Here is a 16,103-nt window from a genome sequence, read left to right on the forward strand (position 1 = left end):
ACTGCCAGTCGCTCGTTAGCGGTACCCACAACGCGTTATACGAACGCCCCCATTCTGGAAACGACATGTCACCTCCAACTTTAGCAGGAGTGCAAATCGTAACGAGTGTGAGCGCCTACTTTGACGCTGAATCTCAATAATAAGAAAGGTGGCGGGGTTACTCGCCAAGAACGTGTTTCGCCCATGCTTCCATCAATGGGCGGCGCTGCTCAAGCAAATCGGTTCTGTGATATGCCGCTTCGACTTTGTTCGCTACGGTATGCGCGAGCGCTCGCTCTGCAAGATCGCGGGCGTAGCAATGTTCGCTAGCCCAATCGCGAAAGCTGCTGCGGAACCCGTGCGCCGTGGCGATGCGTCTGGACGTATCGCTCTTTGCTTCCACGCGGCGCAGGAAGGATGTGAGAACCATATCGCTCGGAACCTTCCCGCGCGGCGCCGGAAAGACAAGCGTCTCATGTAGCGCCTGTTCCTTCAGCCGCTTGACGAGCGCCAGTGCGGGCGCGGACAGCGCCACGCGGTGCGCTCCTTCGCTTTCATCCGTTCGGCGGGAACGGTCCAGATACCCGCTTTCAGGTCGAATTCGTCCCATGTCGCGCCACGCACCTCGCCGCTACGCGCCGCCGTCAGAATGAGGAAAAGCAGGGCGGCGCGCGTTGCCTCGCCTTGCTTGAACTCCGCAACATGCTTTCTCACGAATGCGGGAATGTCGCGCCAAGGCATAGCGGGCTGATGCTCTTTCTTGCCCGTCTGTTTCGGCAGGATATGGTCGATCACGCTGACGGGGTTCGCCGCGACATGACCATGCGCCCACGCCCATTGCATGACGGCGTGCATCCGTTGACGGACGCGGCTGGCGGTTTCCTGCTTTTCGAGCCAGATCGGTCCTGGCCAGTATTTACCGCTTGATGCCAACGGTTCCTTTGTCGATGACACGCCATACGCCACCGACCGCGCGCGCAGAGGCGGCGGCTTTGGCCGCAACCCGACTGGACACGCAGTAGCCGGGGCCGCGCTCGGTGGCGCGGTTTAAGCGGCGATGGCGGCGGCGATTCGATGCTCAGGAGCTTTGGAAATGCTGATGACAGCGACGGCGAATCGCTTCCACAGCGCCGAGCCAGTCAAAACCGCTGCCACCACCAGGGCCAAGGAATATTACTCGAAGCCGGTGACGTAGCAGTTGAGGCTGTAGCAGTGGACAAAGCGAACCGCTTAGTGCTTGCCAGTCGCGTGGCCTTTCGCTCACGATTGTTCCGGATTGCATCGACGAAAGCGAAGACTGGCGCTTTTTCGCGCCAAGCATGGATACGTCGCATCTGGTCATCAAGGGTGGACAAATCGCTCCTGAGTCATTTGAGTGAATCTAGAGTTGTTTAAATAGCCGGCGTCAGCGAGTTTTGACGCTATCGTCAAATCAGCGCTGCGAGGTTCTGTCGTATTCTGTGAAGTCCAGCGCGTGGTTGCGTTGGAAAACAGGCTTGGCAGCCCGTTTACGCTATTCACCCCGGCTCGCCTGTGCAATGCAGGCGCATTCCGGCAAACTCGGGCGCGCAGGCCGCTTCGGTCTTGTCCTTGAGTCAGTGTGCGAGCGCCGCCTCGATGACTTCGCGCGGGAAGTTCGTCGTCTCGCCTGCCCAGTCACGAAAGCAATTTCTGAAGCCGTGACCGGTCAGGGCATCGAGGCCCATGCGCTTGAGTAGCGGCTTGTCGGTCTGCCGGGCGAGCAGAACAGATAATCGCCGCCCGCGTCGAGTGCATCCTTGACGAGCGCAAGTGCGGCGGGGGAAAGCGGCCCGCGATGTTCCCTCTGGTTCGAGAACTTCCATGACGACGCCCGTATCCACATCCGCGACGGGCAGCGAGCCGAACACCGGTCCGGCATAGGTCGCCAGCGTGTTCTTCCATTGATCGCCATGTTTCTCGTTCTTCCAGCCGGGATGGGCTTCGATATACGCACCCGCGCATTCGTCGAACGTCATCGCCTTGGCCGTGGCGGTCATGTCGGCGGCGCGTTCTTTGTTCTTGGCGTCACGCGGGTCGATACCGTCGAGCAACAATCGCCGACATTCGAGCGCGCGCGTGCGGGCGTCGGCCGATCCGATCGCGTGCAGCGGTCCAAGTCCCATGTAACGGGCACGACCCTGCCGCATGTAACGGAACAGCCATGACCTCACGCCCGCCGCCGTGATTTGAAGATGCGCGCAACTTTATCCGCCGCGTCCGCATCGAGTCAAAACGTCACGATTGAGATGACGCGCTTTAGGATAAGTCCGCTTCCGAGCGTCGTCGCTGCTCACTATTCTCCCGCTGCTTGCGTTGAAGCAATCGGTTGCGAAAAAAGCAACGATTGCGTTGTCTGCCTAAGCGTTCGCCAGGCATCCACATGCGGCGGCGCGGCGTTTCACTCGGAATCCACTAGTCATGTTCAGTTTCAAAAAGCTCGTCGCTCCGGCGCTCGTTTCATTGCTCTGTGCGGCTCATGCGCACTCCGAAGCAATCGATCCTGCTCTTCTCAAAGCGATGGGCGTGTACGGACCGCATAGCGAGTTCGCCGGTCCTTACGTCGGCGCGAAGTTCGGCCTCAACTTGTCGGATATCACCGGCCCCAATGCCCGCGGGTGGCATTCGACCTGGTTTCCGGGCATCGTCGGCGGCGTGAATTACGACGTCGATCGTTTCGTGGTCGGTCTCGAAGGCTTCGCCGACTTTCACGGCGGCTCGACCACGCGCGATGACGGCGGTCTCGACGTGAAGTTCGGTATGCCGGTCAACAGGAACATCATGCCGTACGCGCGCATCGGCTTCACGGGGACCTGGCCGGACACTCGCCTGCACTATGGCGCCGGCGTGGAGTACAAGTTCGCGAAGAACTGGAGCGTGGCGGGCGAATACACCGGCGACGCGTCGAGCTACCAGGGCGGCCATCGCCACAACAACAGCATGACGATGGGCCTGCACTACTACTTCTTCTGATCCTTCTTCAGCGATGCGCGCGTGTCTCACGCGCGCATCGCGTTCATGTCCGCGTCACTTCCCCGACGCGATCCGATCCTGAATGTGCTTCGCCCGCGCCGGCGACGACGGATGCGAATCGAGCATGCTCGACTTGCCGCCATCGATCGTTGCGAGTTTCTGGAACGCGGTGACGAGCCCCGCCGGGTTATATCCCTTCTTCTTCTGCGAGTCGAACGAGTAATCGTCGGCGGCGGTTTCCTGCGACTGCGAGAACTGCGCGTTGACGAATTTCTCCGTCAGATCGCCGAGCTGCGATCCGGAAATGCTCGCGATCATGCCCGAGCCCGACGCCGCCACCGAGCGCGCCGCCGATGTCGCGTACGCGACCTGCATCGCCTTCTTGGTGTGGCCGAGCGCGACGTGTCCCATCTCGTGCCCGACGACGCCGCGCACCTCGTCGTCGTTCATCAGGTCCATGAGGCCGCTATAGACGCGCACGCAGCCATTGGCCATTGCCCACGCGTTGACGTCCTTCGTGATGTAGACCTTGTAGTTGACCGGCACGCCGTTGATGTTGTCGCCGAGCTGCTTCGAGATCTTGTTCAGGCGCTGCGTGTACGGACTCGACGCCGGCGCGATCTGGTTTTCGCTGTCCATCTGCGCGCACGATTTGTCGGAGAGCGTGCGCACGTCGTTGTCGCTCAGCATGAGCGCCTGCGTGGCGAGTTGGCCGGACTGCATGAGCGAGTCCGGATTCAGGCTGCTGACGCTGCTGCACGAGGCGAGTGCGGTGACTGCCGATGCCGCGATCGCCAAGCGGATGATTCTCATGGTTGCCTCTTCAGTGCGTTGGGGGTTCAGGCCCGCGTCGGAATGCGGGCCGGGCGAAATGCTCGATGCAGATCGACCCGTTGGCTACCCGAAAATTCCGATTCTCTTACAGAAGCTGACGACGAAAAGACGAATATGCGAATCAGTGGCGCGCGCGAAACGAATCAGTCTCGCGCGCGGCGGATGGCGGCGCGCACGCGGGCGGCGATCGAGGCGGCCGGCGCTGCGTCCACCGCGATGCCTGCGGCGTCCGGCAGGCTTTCGGCGGCGAGTTGCGTGAGCGTCTGGCCCGGCGGCATCTCGACGAAGACGGTTGCGCCGAGTTCGGAGAGCGCGACGGTCGAATCGTGCCAGCGCACCGGATGGCGCAGATTGGTGGCGAGGTCTTCACGAATGGCGTCGGCCCGGCGCAGCACGCGCGCGCCGCGATTGCCGACATACGCGATACGCGGCGTGTCGATGCGAACCTCGTTCGCCGCCTCGATCAGCCGTCTGGCGGCATCTTCCAGCAGCACGCAATGCGACGGCACGCTGACGCAAAGCCGCTCGGCCTTGCGCGCGCCGCGCGAGAGAACGATGTCGCGAACCTTCGCGAGCGCGGCATCGCTGCCCGAGACGACGATCTGCCGCGGTGCGTTCAGATTGCCGATGTAGGCATCGGCGCCGCTGTCGTCGATCGCGCGGGCGATTTCGCTTTCGTTCAGCCCGAGCACGGCGAGCATGCCGTAGCCACGCGGATAGGCGTCCTGCATCAGTTGCGCGCGCAGATGCACGAGCTTCAGCGCATCGGCGAAGCGGATCGCGCCGCAGACGACCGCCGCGCCGTACGCACCGACCGACAGCCCCGCGACGGCTTGCGTTTCGATCCCTTCCTCCGCGAGCGCGCGCGCCGCCGCCACGCCCGCGACGACGAGCGTCACCTGCACCGCGACGGTGGATGCGAGGGCGTCGGCGGTGTCGAGCTTGAGCACGTCCTTGCCGAGCACGTCCGACGCTTCGGCGAGCGTGCGCGCGATCGCCGGATGGGGTTTGTCAGCGCGCAGCCGATGCAGGAAGCCGGGTGTTTGCGCGCCTTGGCCGGGAAAGAGAAACGCGATCATGACGCGGCCCACGGATTCGTCACGAGGCGCGGGCCGTCGGCGTGCCGCAGCATCACGCGCAGGCTGGCGCGCGCGAACTCCGCGAGCGAGAAGGCGGCGTCGGGTGTTTCGATCTGCACGTCGATGCGCGTGCCCGCCTTCTGCGCCGCGTCCGACAGCGCATCGAAGAGCGTGGCGGCATCGGCGCGCGGCAGCGGCGTGGGCGCGCGCACGACGATATCGACATCGCTCGATGGAGTGACCGTCGGCATCGCGCTCGCGAGTTCGAAGCCCGCGCTGCCTGCCGGGCCCCAGGCCAGGCAGCGCGAATCGAGGATCGGAGCGATCGCGCGCAACAACGCGAACGCGGGCAATCCGGCGCGCGCCGGATCGGGGTAGCGCATGCGCAAATCTTCGGGCGTGACGATCGCATCGATCCAGCGTGGCGCGATCCACGCGCCGAAGCGCTCGCTGCGCACGGTGCCGCGCACGCCGACCGCGATCTCATCGCCAATCGGAGGCGCACGCCGCACGACGACGAACGGCGCGCGCTCGAGCGCCGCCGCGACCCAGCCGGGGGCATCGGCGAATGGCGGCGCGCCGGGCGAAAGCCGCACGAGATCGTGCGGACGCACGCTCACGCGTTCCATTGCTCGCGCATCCGTTCGCGCACGGCAATCGACGCGGCGCGCGCGCGCTTCGCATCGGCGGACGCGAGACGATTCGACAGATCGCGCGGCCCGCGTCGCGCATCCTTCACCGCGGCCGCAAGCGACGCCTGCACGCGCTCGATGCCGACGGAAGAGGGCGCATCCGCATCGACGCCTTCGATGAGTTCGTGCAGCAGCCCGAGCTTCGCGTACGCGCTCATCTTGTACGACATCGGCAGCACGGTGTCGCCGAGCGCATCGAGACTTTCGACGCTGCGTCGCGTGACGCGCGCCGCCGCGTCCTTGCCCATCGCGTGCACGGCGGTGCCGGGCGCATCGAGCGCGATGATGCGGTTCGCCTGGTAGCCGTGCGCGAGATACGCGCCCGACATCGCCGGCCCGACGATCAGCGCGATCACCGGATGACCGGCGAGCCGCGCGCTCGCGTAGGCATCGACGGCGGCCGCGCACGCGAGATGAATGCCGAGCAGTTCCTCGCGACGCCCGTAAGCCTGACTTTTCACGTCGACGACGGCGACGATCGGACGCTTCACGCCGGCATCGCGATCGGCGTCGACGACTTCGCGCACGGCGCGCGCAAGCAGCCAGCCCTGTTCGAGCCCGACGACGTTATCGGTCGCGCGCGGAAAGCGGTTCTGCGGATCGGGCACGACGGCGAAGAAGCGGGCGCGTTCGCCATCGAGCCGGCCGTCGCGCGCGCGGATCGGGCCGCTTTCGGTTTGCGTCGCGGACGCGGTCAGCACATCGAGCCAGCGCTCGCCGCGGGAAAGTGTGTCGGTCATGATGTGCCCCACAAGTTGCGCAGTGTGTCGGGATCGATGGCGTCCTGGTTCACTTGCGCGAGCCGCGCGATGAAGCCATCGACGTCCGCGCTGCGATGCCGCCGCGGCACGCCGCGCCCGAACGCGGCGAGCACGGCGTCGCGCACCCGGGCGGTGTCGTCTTCGACCAGCGTATCCGCGAGCCCGACCGCGACACGCTCCTCGCCGCCGATCATCGACCAGATGAGGCGGCGGTCGCCCGAATCGAGTTCGTCGATGCCCGCTTCCTGCTCGATCACTTCCGGCCCGTTCATGCCGAGCCGCGCCTGGCGCGTCATCACGAGATCGGTGCAGAGCGCAGCCGCGAGCGACATCCCGCCGAAGCAGCCGACCATGCCGCCGATCACGCCGACCACCGGCACGTGACGCCGCAATGCGACGATCGCCGCCTGAATCTCCGCGATCGCGGCCAGCCCGAGATTGGCTTCCTGCAGGCGCACGCCGCCGGTCTCGAACAGCACGACGGGACGAATCGCGCGTCCGGCTTCGAATTCGCCGAGCGCCAGTTCCAGCGCCGCCGCGATCTTCGCGCCCGAGACTTCGCCGATGCTCCCGCCCTGGAACGCGGGCTCGATCGCGGCGATCACGGCGGGCTCGCCGCCAAGCGTGCCGCGCGCGATGACCACGCCGTCGTCGGCCTGGCAGACGATGTTCTGCATCGCGAGCCACGGTGATTCGATCCGGTCGAACGGGCCGAGCAACTCGCGAAACGTGCCTTGGTCGAGCAGGGCTTGCGCGCGTTCGCGCGCAGTCAGTTCGATGAAGCTGTGCCGCGCGAGGAAGGTGTCGTGCGCGTTCATGGCGTGTCTCCTTCGCTCGCTTCGACGGCTTCGTTCAGACGCAGCATCACGACGCCGGGCGTCGCGCCAAAGTCGTTGAGCTCGATCTTCGCCGCGCCGTCGTAGCGTTGGAAGAAGCGGTCGAGCACGCTTTTCCATACGTGGCCGTAACCATCGACGCTCGTACGGATCACCACTTCCGCATTCGCGCTCGACGAGGGCGAGAGCAGCACTTCGAGATCGCCCGAACCGACGACGCCCACGTGCGCGTTGCGCGTCACGGGCCGCCTGGCGGGATATTCGTATCGCATGTTTTCCATCGTTCGTTCCTCTTCGATGCGCTTTATGGCAAGCGCCTGAGACTGTCGAGAAAGAGTGTCGCCGCGAGCAGATCGGCCGCGCCGCCGGGCGATGCGTTCAGCTTCATCAGGGTTTCGTGGAGCGCTTTCAATGCGCGTCGGCCCGCGCCGCTCGCGACGCCGCCGCATTCGATCACCGTGCGCGCGCCGCGTTGCGCCGCTTCGAGCGCCTGCAAACCGCCGCGATGGAGCAGACACGTATCGTCGAGCGACGCGATGATCGAGACGAGCGCATCGAGCCGCGCGTCGGATTCGTTCGAGCCGCGTGCGCGCGCGTCGTCGAGGGCGGGCAGGCCGATGCGCAACGCATGCGGGAAGCCATCGCGTGCTTCGCCCCGCGCGCCTCTGACGTGGAATCGCTGCGCGGCGCGCGCGCCGTGCGATGCCGTCACGGAAGCGGGGGCATATCGATCGTCGAAGCGCGCGATGTCCGCCGCCGAAAGGCAAATGGATTCGCTGTCGTCGGTCGCGTTCATGGAAGCGCCCGCGCACAGCAAGCCGATGATCCAGAGCGCGCCGCGATGCGCGTTGCTGCCGCCGGTCGCGCGCATCATCGCAGCTTCGCCTTCGCGGCCGATGCGCGCCAGTTGCTCGCGCAAGACCTGCGACGGCTGCGCATTCGAAGCGGCGCGCGCCATCGCGAGAAAGCTCGGTTGCAGCGCGTTCGCGGAACGCAGCATCGTGTCCAGGTCGAGATCGCGATGCGCGCCGCTGCCGTTCTCATCGACGAGCGCGGGCTTCGGCGTGAGACGCGCCTCGGCGATGAGCGCATCGACAGCTTTCGTCGCGATGATCGACGGAGACGCAACAACATATGAAACTTCACGAAGAGCGAGCTTCATCGCGTTTCACCAGCTTCTGAAGCGCGCGGGCGGCGCGTACAAACCGCCGGACCACGCGACGAGATCGTCGATGCTGCGTGCCGCGAGCAAGGAGCGCTTCGCTTCGCCGCGCCGCACGCCTAGGTCCTCCGGATACGCGACAATGCCGCGCCGGCGCAGCTCCGCCGACTTCGCAGGATCGGCGCGCATGCCGATCGGCGTCACGCCCGCAACCGCCGCCAGCGCCGCGCGCCGCTCATCGACGCCTTCGGCGGCATGCAGATACGCAATGCCTTCTTCCGTCACGACGTGCGTGACGTCGTCGCCGTAGATCATCACGGGCGCGATGGGCATATTGCTTTTCTCGCCGACGGCGATCGCGTCGAGCGCATCGACGATGGTCGGCTCGCCGCCTTTCTTGTACGTCTCGGCGGTCTGCACGACGAGCTTGTGGCCGCGCGCGATCTGCGGATTCGGGCCGTCGTTTTTAAGGAGCTTGAGCCACGCCTCGCTCGAATGGCGCCGGCCGCGCGGATCGTGTCCCATGTTCGGCGCGCCGCCGAAGCCGGCGAGCCGCCCGAGCGTGACCGTCGATGAATTCGCGTCCGCGTCCATCTGCAAGGTCGAGCCGATGAACAGATCGACGCCGTATTGCCCCGCGAGCTGGCAGAACACGCGATTCGAGCGCAGGCTGCCGTCGCGTCCGGTGAAAAACACATCGGGGCGCGCCGCGATGTAATTCTCCATGCCCACTTCGCTGCCGAAGCAATGCACGCTGTCGACCCAGCCGGACTCGATCGCGGGAATGAGCGTTGGATGCGGATTGAGCGCCCAGTTCGTGCAGATCTTGCCTTTGAGCCCGAGTTGTTCGCCGTAAGTCGGCAGCAGCAATTCGATCGCGGCCGTATCGAAGCCGATGCCGTGATTGAGCGACGTGACGCCGTAGCGCTCGTAGATGCCGCGGATCGACATCATCGCCATCAGGATTTGCAGCTCGCCGATGTGACGCGGATCGCGCGTGAAAAGCGGCTCGACCGCGAACGGACGGTCCGCCTCGACGACGATATCGACCCACGAGCCGGGAATATCGACGCGCGGCAGTTCATCGACGATCTCGTTCACCTGCGCGACCACGATGCCGTGGCGGAAGGCGGTGGCTTCGACGATGGTCGGCGTATCTTCGGTATTCGCGCCGGTGTAGAGATTGCCGTGCCGGTCGGCCTGCACCGCGCACACGAGCGCGACCTGCGGCGTGAGGTCGATGAACATGCGCGCATACAGTTCGATGTACGTATAGATCGCGCCGATCTCCAGCATGCCGTCTTCGAGCAGTTGCGCGACGCGCAGACTCTGCGGACCGGCGAACGCGAAATCGACCTTGCGCGCGATGCCTCGCTCGAACAGCGCGAGATGCTCCGGCCGGCTGATGCTCGAAAGGAGCAGATGCACGTCGTGCACACGCTCGGGATCGAGCTTCGCGAAAGCGCGCGACAGAAAGTCGGCCTGCTTCTGATTGTTGCCTTCGAGCGCGACGCGATCGCCGCTGTGAATCAGCGCCTGCAACGCATCGACGATGCGCGCGGGATCGAGCACGGCGCCGTCGAGCCACGGCTCGATGAGTTTGAGGCGGCGCGCCTTTTCCTGCGCGCGCGTGTTCCAGTTGCGGGTTTCAGCGATGACATCGTTCATTGGTCGGCCTTGACGGAAGTCGATCGGGAAGATGGGCGGCGTCGCTTTTTGGTGTGCGTTGTTTGCGCGAGCGCTTGCGCATCGGCGAGAAAGCGGTGAATCAGTTCGCCCGTCGCGAGCAGATGGCGCGCGACCAGCGTTTGAGCCTGTTCGATATCGCGCGCGGCGAGGGCTTCGAAGATCGCGCGATGCTCGGCATCCGACGATTCCTTGTGGATCGGCGCCCCGAGTTTCAGGCGCAGATAGCGCTCGCCGCGCCGATGCATCTGGCCGATCAGTTCCATCAAACGAGGGCGGTCCGCGGGCGCGTAGAGACTCATATGGAACTGCTCGTTGCGCACGACATACAGCGCGGGATCCGGTTCGTTCTCCGCGGCTTCGAGCAGGCGCTTCGCATCGGCGAGCGTGTCCGGCGTGTGATGCTCGATCGCGATGCCGATAGCCAGGCTTTCCAGCGATGCGCGGATCTCGTAGATCTCGCGCGCCTCGTCGGCGGATTGCAGGCTGACGGCTGCGCCGCGATTCGGCTCGGTCGTGACCCAGCCTTCGCTCTCGAGCTGGCGAAACGCTTCGCGGACCGGAATCGCGCTCACCGAGAACTGACGCGCGACCGCATCCTGACGCAGCGGTTCGCCCGGCAACAGCGAGCCATCGACGATCGCGGCGCGCAGCGCATCCGCGATGAAGCGCGACGTGCTCTGGCGCGGTTCGAACTGCGCGTCGCGAAATGACGCCGGAGGCTGCGATCCGGCGGAGAGATCTGTCGGCATGGCTGGGATGAGTGCGAATGTCTCGTGTGTCGATGTTCAAATATTATATATAAAAATGCACATCGGACCTCCGTGCTTTCCCTAGACGCGGCGACAAACACTTTTGTCGCACGCGGCTTTTTCCGCACGATCGCGAACTTCGGTTTTGACGGCCGCGGGCCTTACTTTTCGAAAGCTTTCCCACGGTAATAGGTGGTTACGAAGTGGCAACACTTGCGCGCGCGTCGCTCCGATATAGTTCCCCACAACACAACAAAACATCCCATCGAGGTGGGCTTCACATGAACAAGGTATCGAAGGCTTCCGTGCTCGCCGGCGCCGTGATGATCGGCGGTCTGACACTGTCCGGCGCAGCGTCGGCGGGCGTGTCCGTGGGCGTCAACATCGGGGTGCCCGCGCCTGTCTACGTCGTGCCCGCTCCGGTCTACGCGCCGCCTCCGCCGCCCGTCGTGTATGCGCCGCCTCCGCCGCCGATGTACGCGCAGCCGGTCATCGTCGTCGGCTGGCATGGCGATCAATACTGGGACGGCCGCCGCTACTGGGATCGCGACGACTACTATCGCTACCACGGCGATCACGGACATGGTCACGACCACGACCGCGACCACGATCATCACGATAACGGCCGTCACAACGGCTGGCACTAAGCCCCGCGCAGGACGCGACGCGCAAGCAGCCACCCGCTCGAAGCGGGTGGCTTTTTTTATTTGTGAAGCACACGTGCCAAACCGAAACCGTTGTAAAGACGTCTGCGCGAGACGAATCTCCCCGCACGCAATGTAACAAAAGGTAAGCTTTCTCCAGACTTTACGCCCGGGCCCGCAAAAACTTACAAAGTTGAAATATTGCGCTGAAAGCTTCCCGTTATATTCGGTCCCGAGCGAACAAGCATGAGAGCGAGGTCCGTTTGCATATGAACACGAATATTTCGGGGAAGATCCTGGCCGGCGTCGTGGCGATCGCCGCGTGGAGCGCGACGGGCATCGCCTGCGCCCAGGTGCATGTGGGCGTGAATATCGGCATTCCCGCGCCGGTGTATGTCGCGCCGACGCCGGTGTACGCGCCGCCTCCGCCGCCGGTCATCTATCAGCCCATGCCGGTGTACGCGCCGCCGGTGGTGATCGGCTGGCACGGCAACCGTTACTGGGATGGACGGCGCTACTGGAGCCGCTACGACTGGAATCGCCATCATGGATACGGACGCGGGCCGCATCATGGTCCGCCGCCGGGGCACGGCTACGGGCATGGGCATGGCCACGGGAATGGCCACGGACGTCACTGAAACCAGTGATAAAAAAAAGCGCCGCTCACTTCACGTGAGCGGCGCTTTTTGCACGCAGCGAACGAGCGTTTATTCCGCCTCGCCGCCCATTCCGCCGACGACCGCGTGAAAGCCCGCATCGACATGAACGACTTCCGCGCTCACGCCCGCCGACAGATCCGACAGCAGGAAGGCCGCGACATTGCCGACTTGCTCGATCGTCACGTTTCGCTTGAGCGGCGCGTTTTCTTCGACGAAGTTCAGGATCTTGCCGAAGCCTTTGATGCCGCTCGCCGCCAGCGTCTTGATCGGGCCGGCCGAAATGGCGTTCACACGCACGCCGCTGCCGCCGAGCGACGGCGATGCCGCCATGTAACGCACGCTCGCTTCGAGCGACGCCTTCGCGAGACCCATCGTGTTGTAGTTCGGCAGCGCGCGCTCGGCGCCGAGGTAGGAGAGGGTGAGCAGGGACGAGCCGTCTTTCAGCATCGGCCGCGCGACTTTGGCGAGCGCGGGGAAGCTGTACGAGGAGATGTCGTGCGCGACGCGGAAGTTCTCGCGCGTCATGCCGTCGAGGAAGTCGCCGGCGATCGCTTCGCGCGGCGCGAAGCCGATGGAGTGCACGAGGCCGTCGAGCGTGTCCCAGCGTTCCTTGAGCGACGTGAAGAGGCCTTCGATCTGCGCATCGTCGGCGACGTCGCACGGGTAGATCATGTCGGTGCCGAACTCGGCCGCGAACTCGGTGATGCGCTCCTTGAAGCGCTCGCCGACATACGTGAACGCCAGTTCCGCGCCTTCGCGCTTGCAGGCCTCGGCGATGCCGTAAGCAATCGAGCGGTTCGACAGCAGGCCCGTCAGCAGAATTCGTTTTCCAGCGAGAAAGCCCATGAATGCTCCTTCTTTGAGGTCAATGTCGCGCGTTGGCCGCGGCCGGGCGATGAGCGGGCCTCGTGGCGCAAGCCGAACGGTGCGGGATTTTGGGTAGAATTCTCTCACATCGCAATGCCTCGCCGGGCAATCTCGCGGCGTTCACGCGGTCCGCCCCGGGCGTCTGGCCGGGTCATTAATCGCGTCACCCTTCACATTGCGCCAAGAGGCACATGACGACTCGCACGACGATCCGCTCATTCGGCGCCTCGGTTCGCACCTTTCATTCGTTCATTGCCTTTGCGCTGGCCGGAGCGATCGTGTCGATGGCGAGCCCGGCATACGCGGTGCATGCGATCGCGCAATACGGCGAGCCGAAGCATCCCGCCGGTTTCACGCACTTCGATTACGTCAATCCCGACGCTCCGCGCGACGGCACGCTCGTGCTCGCGAACCCGAACCGCCTGACGAGCTTCGACAAGTTCAACCCGTTCACGCTGCGCGGCAATCCGGCGCCCGGGCTTTCGCTCATGTTCGAGAGCCTGACCACGGGCAGCTCCGATGAAGTATCGACCGCGTATGGCCTGCTCGCCGACGATATCGCGGTCGCGCCCGACGGTATGTCGACCACGTTCCACATCAATTCGAAAGCGCGCTTCTCGAACGGCGATCCGGTCACGGCCGAGGACGTGAAGTTCTCGTTCGAAACGCTGAAAAGTCCCAAGGCCGCGCCGCAGTTCTCGGTGTACTTCGGCCAGATCGCGCGCGCGGTGGTCATCGATCCGCTCACGATCCGCTTCGAGTTCAAGATCGCGACGCGCGAAATGCCGCTGCTCGCGGGCGGCATTCCCGTGTTCTCGCGCAAGTGGGGGATGAAGCCGGACGGCACGCGCATCGACTTCGATCAGATTGCGTTTCAGAAGCCCATCGGCAGCGGGCCGTATCTCATCGACCGGTATGACAACGGCCGCACGATCTCGTACCGGCGCAATCCGGATTACTGGGGCGCGGCGCTGCCGGTGCGCGTCGGCATGTTCAACTTCGCGCATATCGATTACAAGCTCTACGGCGACCCCACCGCGCGGCTCGAAGCGTTCAAGGCGGGCGAATACGACGTGCTCGTCGAATATGTCGCGCGAAGCTGGGTCAGGCGCGATATCGGCAAGCGTTTCGATAGCGGCGAGCTCATCAAGCGCGAATTTCCGCAGCACAACGGCACGGGCATGCAGGGCTTTTTCATGAACACGCGCCGGCCCATTTTCAAGGACGTGCGCGTGCGCCAGGCGCTCGATCTCGCGCTCGATTTCGAATGGCTCAACCGGCAGTTGTTTTTCAATCAGTACAAGCGTATCGACAGCTTCTTCGTCAACACCGACTTGCAGGCGAAAGGAAAACCGGGCGAAGGCGAACTTGCGATCCTGAACCCGCTGAAGAAGAATCTCGATCCGTCCGTGTTTGGCGAGATGCCGCGCCAGCCGGACACCGATCCGCCCGGCTCGCTGCGCGCGAATCTGATCAAGGCGCGCGAATTGCTCGCGCAAGCGGGCTGGACGTATCGCGACGGCGCGCTGCGCAACGCGAAAGGCGAGCCCTTCGTGTTCGAGATTCTCGACGACACCGGCGGCGGCGCGTCGATGGAGCCGGTCGCCGCGGCGTTCGGGCGCAATCTGCAGAAGCTCGGCATCACGATGAACTTTCGCACGGTCGATTACGCGTTGATCCAGAAGCGTCTCGATGCCTTCGACTTCGACATGACGAGCGTCCGGATGCCCGACGTGCAGGTGCCCGGCACCGAGCAGGTGTCGCGCTTCGGCAGCAAGTCGGCGGGCGAGCAGGGCTCGGACAATCTGGCCGGCGTGAAGTCGCCGGCCGTCGATGCGATCCTGCAGAAAGTGATTTCGGCGCAGACGCGCGAGCAGCTCGTCGACGCGACGCATGCGCTCGATCGCGTGCTGATGCACGGCTACTATGTGGTGCCGCACTGGTATTCGGCGACGCATCGCGTGGCGTATCGCAATACGCTTAATTTTCCGTCGACCTTGCCGCTGTACTACGGCGCCGAGGAGTGGGTGATATCGACGTGGTGGGCGAAGTCCGCGCCCGCCGCCAAGTGACCAGTACTGCGGACGAGGACCGCGCACCATGTGGAGCTACATCCTTAAACGCATTCTCTTGATGATCCCGACGCTCATCGGCGTGCTCACGCTCACGTTCGTCGTGATCCAGTTCGTGCCGGGCGGTCCGGTCGAGCAGGCCGTGCACGATCTGCGGCGCGGTCAGACCGAAGGCGGCGGCGGCTTCGGCCTGCGCACGCACACGGGCGTCGATGCCCAGCAGGTCGAGCAGCTCAAGAAGCTCTACGGCTTCGACAAGCCGCCGCTCGAACGCTATGTCTCGATGCTCGGCAAGTTCGCGCGCTTCGATCTCGGCGACAGCTACTTCAGGCATCAAAGCGTATGGTCGCTGATCGTGTCGAAGCTGCCGGTGTCGATCAGCATCGGCTTGTGGACTTTCTTCATCACGTATCTGATATCGGTGCCGCTCGGCATCGCGAAGGCGGTGAAAAACGGCTCGAAGTTCGATGTCGCGACGAGTCTCGTCGTGCTGATCGGCTTCGCGATTCCGGGCTTCGTGCTGGGCGTGCTGCTGCTGGTGCTGTTCGGCGGCGGGACGTTCTGGCAACTGTTCCCGCTGCGCAATCTCACCTCCGACAACTGGGCGACGCTCTCGCTCGGCGGCAAGATTCTCGACTATCTGTGGCACATCACGTTGCCGGTGTTGGCGTCGGTCGTCGGCAGCTTCGCCATCGTCACGATGCTGACGAAGAACGCGTTCCTCGATGAAATCCGCAAGCAATACGTGCTGACCGCGCGCGCGAAAGGTCTCTCGGAGCGGCGCGTGCTCTGGAAGCATGTGTTCCGCAACGCGCTTTTGCCGCTGATTGTCGGCTTTCCGGCGGCGTTCATCGGCGCGTTCTTCACGGGCAGCCTGCTCATCGAAACCTTGTTTTCGCTCGACGGGCTCGGGCTGCTGTCGTATGAATCCGTCGTGCGGCGCGACTATCCCGTCGTGCTCGGCACGCTCTATCTCTTCACGCTGATCGGTCTCGCGACGAAGCTCGTCTCCGACCTCTGTTACGTGTGGGTCGATCCGCGCATTCAATTCGAACAACTGGAGCGCTGATTTGAATCGAGCCGCTTCAT

Annotated in this window: 18 protein-coding genes; 5 read left to right on the forward strand and 13 right to left on the reverse strand. The window is 64.3% G+C overall.

Features of this window, described 5'->3' with window-relative positions; genetic code table 11:
* Positions 1-157: 157 nt before the first annotated feature.
* The 3 genes from AWB75_RS28040 to AWB75_RS28045 form a co-directional block, all read right to left on the reverse strand.
* Positions 158-514: a tyrosine-type recombinase/integrase gene (locus AWB75_RS28040; RefSeq protein WP_235012274.1), complete on the reverse strand. Its 357-nt coding sequence runs from the start codon at positions 512-514 to the stop codon at positions 158-160.
* Positions 472-822, reverse strand: a complete 351-nt coding sequence (locus tag AWB75_RS38815; protein ID WP_235012275.1) for a tyrosine-type recombinase/integrase — start codon at positions 820-822, stop codon at positions 472-474. The genes AWB75_RS28040 and AWB75_RS38815 overlap by 43 nt, the downstream gene beginning before the upstream one ends.
* Positions 823-1,574: 752 nt before the next feature.
* Positions 1,575-2,186: an integrase family protein gene (locus tag AWB75_RS28045; protein WP_268807875.1), complete on the reverse strand. Its 612-nt coding sequence runs from the start codon at positions 2,184-2,186 to the stop codon at positions 1,575-1,577.
* A 232-nt stretch (positions 2,187-2,418) separates the two neighbouring features.
* Here AWB75_RS28045 and AWB75_RS28050 point away from each other — a divergent pair, with 232 nt between their 5' ends.
* Positions 2,419-2,970, forward strand: a complete 552-nt coding sequence (locus AWB75_RS28050; protein WP_061127285.1) for an outer membrane protein — start codon at positions 2,419-2,421, stop codon at positions 2,968-2,970.
* Between the two features lie 54 nt (positions 2,971-3,024).
* Here the strand turns inward: AWB75_RS28050 and loiP are convergent, their stop codons facing one another.
* The 9 genes from loiP to AWB75_RS28095 all read right to left on the reverse strand — a co-directional run bounded on the left by loiP (position 3,025) and on the right by AWB75_RS28095 (position 10,772).
* A complete protein-coding gene (gene loiP, locus AWB75_RS28055) occupies positions 3,025-3,783 on the reverse strand; it encodes a metalloprotease LoiP (RefSeq protein WP_061127286.1) in 759 nt (252 codons plus the stop codon).
* A 164-nt stretch (positions 3,784-3,947) separates the two neighbouring features.
* The gene (mdcH, locus tag AWB75_RS28060) at positions 3,948-4,883 is read right to left on the reverse strand and encodes a malonate decarboxylase subunit epsilon (protein ID WP_061127287.1); all 936 of its coding nucleotides are present in this window, start codon (positions 4,881-4,883) and stop codon (positions 3,948-3,950) included.
* Positions 4,880-5,512 carry a malonate decarboxylase holo-ACP synthase gene (locus tag AWB75_RS28065; protein WP_061127288.1) on the reverse strand — a complete coding sequence of 211 codons (633 nt, stop codon included), beginning with the start codon at positions 5,510-5,512 and terminating at the stop codon, positions 4,880-4,882. The genes mdcH and AWB75_RS28065 overlap by 4 nt, the downstream gene beginning before the upstream one ends.
* Entirely contained in the window at positions 5,500-6,315 is an 816-nt protein-coding gene (mdcE, locus tag AWB75_RS28070; RefSeq protein WP_061127289.1) for a biotin-independent malonate decarboxylase subunit gamma, read from the reverse strand. Before mdcE ends, AWB75_RS28065 begins: the two co-directional genes overlap by 13 nt.
* Positions 6,312-7,154, reverse strand: coding sequence for a biotin-independent malonate decarboxylase subunit beta (locus AWB75_RS28075; protein WP_061127290.1), 843 nt, complete (start codon positions 7,152-7,154; stop codon positions 6,312-6,314). Before AWB75_RS28075 ends, mdcE begins: the two co-directional genes overlap by 4 nt.
* Positions 7,151-7,453 (reverse strand): malonate decarboxylase subunit delta, encoded by a 303-nt coding sequence (locus AWB75_RS28080; RefSeq protein ID WP_061127291.1) that lies wholly within the window; start codon positions 7,451-7,453, stop codon positions 7,151-7,153. The genes AWB75_RS28075 and AWB75_RS28080 overlap by 4 nt, the downstream gene beginning before the upstream one ends.
* Positions 7,454-7,476: 23 nt before the next feature.
* The gene (locus tag AWB75_RS28085; protein ID WP_061127292.1) at positions 7,477-8,334 is read right to left on the reverse strand and encodes a triphosphoribosyl-dephospho-CoA synthase; all 858 of its coding nucleotides are present in this window, start codon (positions 8,332-8,334) and stop codon (positions 7,477-7,479) included.
* 6 nt (positions 8,335-8,340) lie between these two features.
* Positions 8,341-10,002 carry a malonate decarboxylase subunit alpha gene (gene mdcA / locus AWB75_RS28090; RefSeq protein WP_061127293.1) on the reverse strand — a complete coding sequence of 554 codons (1,662 nt, stop codon included), beginning with the start codon at positions 10,000-10,002 and terminating at the stop codon, positions 8,341-8,343.
* Entirely contained in the window at positions 9,999-10,772 is a 774-nt protein-coding gene (locus tag AWB75_RS28095) for a GntR family transcriptional regulator (RefSeq protein WP_061127294.1), read from the reverse strand. Before AWB75_RS28095 ends, mdcA begins: the two co-directional genes overlap by 4 nt.
* 281 nt (positions 10,773-11,053) lie before the next feature.
* On the opposite strand from AWB75_RS28095, the gene AWB75_RS28100 reads away from it, so the two are divergent.
* The gene (locus AWB75_RS28100) at positions 11,054-11,419 is read left to right on the forward strand and encodes a hypothetical protein (RefSeq protein WP_061127295.1); all 366 of its coding nucleotides are present in this window, start codon (positions 11,054-11,056) and stop codon (positions 11,417-11,419) included.
* Between the two features lie 266 nt (positions 11,420-11,685).
* Positions 11,686-12,054 (forward strand): hypothetical protein, encoded by a 369-nt coding sequence (locus tag AWB75_RS28105; protein WP_061127296.1) that lies wholly within the window; start codon positions 11,686-11,688, stop codon positions 12,052-12,054.
* A 69-nt stretch (positions 12,055-12,123) separates the two neighbouring features.
* Here AWB75_RS28105 and fabI read toward each other — a convergent pair whose 3' ends face one another.
* Positions 12,124-12,921 (reverse strand): enoyl-ACP reductase FabI, encoded by a 798-nt coding sequence (gene fabI / locus AWB75_RS28110; RefSeq protein ID WP_061127297.1) that lies wholly within the window; start codon positions 12,919-12,921, stop codon positions 12,124-12,126.
* 212 nt (positions 12,922-13,133) lie between these two features.
* On the opposite strand from fabI, the gene AWB75_RS28115 reads away from it, so the two are divergent.
* Both AWB75_RS28115 and AWB75_RS28120 read left to right on the forward strand, forming a co-directional pair.
* Entirely contained in the window at positions 13,134-15,014 is a 1,881-nt protein-coding gene (locus AWB75_RS28115) for an extracellular solute-binding protein (protein WP_061127298.1), read from the forward strand.
* Between the two features lie 28 nt (positions 15,015-15,042).
* Positions 15,043-16,083: a microcin C ABC transporter permease YejB gene (locus AWB75_RS28120; RefSeq protein WP_061127299.1), complete on the forward strand. Its 1,041-nt coding sequence runs from the start codon at positions 15,043-15,045 to the stop codon at positions 16,081-16,083.
* Positions 16,084-16,103 lie beyond the last annotated feature (20 nt).

The organism is Caballeronia catudaia, from assembly GCF_001544755.2.
In the GTDB taxonomy this organism is placed as follows: Bacteria; Pseudomonadota; Gammaproteobacteria; order Burkholderiales; family Burkholderiaceae; genus Caballeronia; species Caballeronia catudaia.

What these genes read in the sequence shown, in the direction of transcription:
- AWB75_RS38815 (WP_235012275.1), bottom strand. Translation starts at nt 822, where the DNA reads ATGCAATGGGCGTGGGCGCATGGTCATGTCGCGGCGAACCCCGTCAGC.
- AWB75_RS28050 (WP_061127285.1), top strand. Translation starts at nt 2,419, where the DNA reads ATGTTCAGTTTCAAAAAGCTCGTCGCTCCGGCGCTCGTTTCATTGCTC.
- loiP (WP_061127286.1), bottom strand. Translation starts at nt 3,783, where the DNA reads ATGAGAATCATCCGCTTGGCGATCGCGGCATCGGCAGTCACCGCACTC.
- mdcH (WP_061127287.1), bottom strand. Translation starts at nt 4,883, where the DNA reads ATGATCGCGTTTCTCTTTCCCGGCCAAGGCGCGCAAACACCCGGCTTC.
- AWB75_RS28065 (WP_061127288.1), bottom strand. Translation starts at nt 5,512, where the DNA reads ATGGAACGCGTGAGCGTGCGTCCGCACGATCTCGTGCGGCTTTCGCCC.
- mdcE (WP_061127289.1), bottom strand. Translation starts at nt 6,315, where the DNA reads ATGACCGACACACTTTCCCGCGGCGAGCGCTGGCTCGATGTGCTGACC.
- AWB75_RS28075 (WP_061127290.1), bottom strand. Translation starts at nt 7,154, where the DNA reads ATGAACGCGCACGACACCTTCCTCGCGCGGCACAGCTTCATCGAACTG.
- AWB75_RS28080 (WP_061127291.1), bottom strand. Translation starts at nt 7,453, where the DNA reads ATGGAAAACATGCGATACGAATATCCCGCCAGGCGGCCCGTGACGCGC.
- AWB75_RS28085 (WP_061127292.1), bottom strand. Translation starts at nt 8,334, where the DNA reads ATGAAGCTCGCTCTTCGTGAAGTTTCATATGTTGTTGCGTCTCCGTCG.
- mdcA (WP_061127293.1), bottom strand. Translation starts at nt 10,002, where the DNA reads ATGAACGATGTCATCGCTGAAACCCGCAACTGGAACACGCGCGCGCAG.
- AWB75_RS28095 (WP_061127294.1), bottom strand. Translation starts at nt 10,772, where the DNA reads ATGCCGACAGATCTCTCCGCCGGATCGCAGCCTCCGGCGTCATTTCGC.
- AWB75_RS28100 (WP_061127295.1), top strand. Translation starts at nt 11,054, where the DNA reads ATGAACAAGGTATCGAAGGCTTCCGTGCTCGCCGGCGCCGTGATGATC.
- AWB75_RS28105 (WP_061127296.1), top strand. Translation starts at nt 11,686, where the DNA reads ATGAACACGAATATTTCGGGGAAGATCCTGGCCGGCGTCGTGGCGATC.
- fabI (WP_061127297.1), bottom strand. Translation starts at nt 12,921, where the DNA reads ATGGGCTTTCTCGCTGGAAAACGAATTCTGCTGACGGGCCTGCTGTCG.
- AWB75_RS28115 (WP_061127298.1), top strand. Translation starts at nt 13,134, where the DNA reads ATGACGACTCGCACGACGATCCGCTCATTCGGCGCCTCGGTTCGCACC.
- AWB75_RS28120 (WP_061127299.1), top strand. Translation starts at nt 15,043, where the DNA reads ATGTGGAGCTACATCCTTAAACGCATTCTCTTGATGATCCCGACGCTC.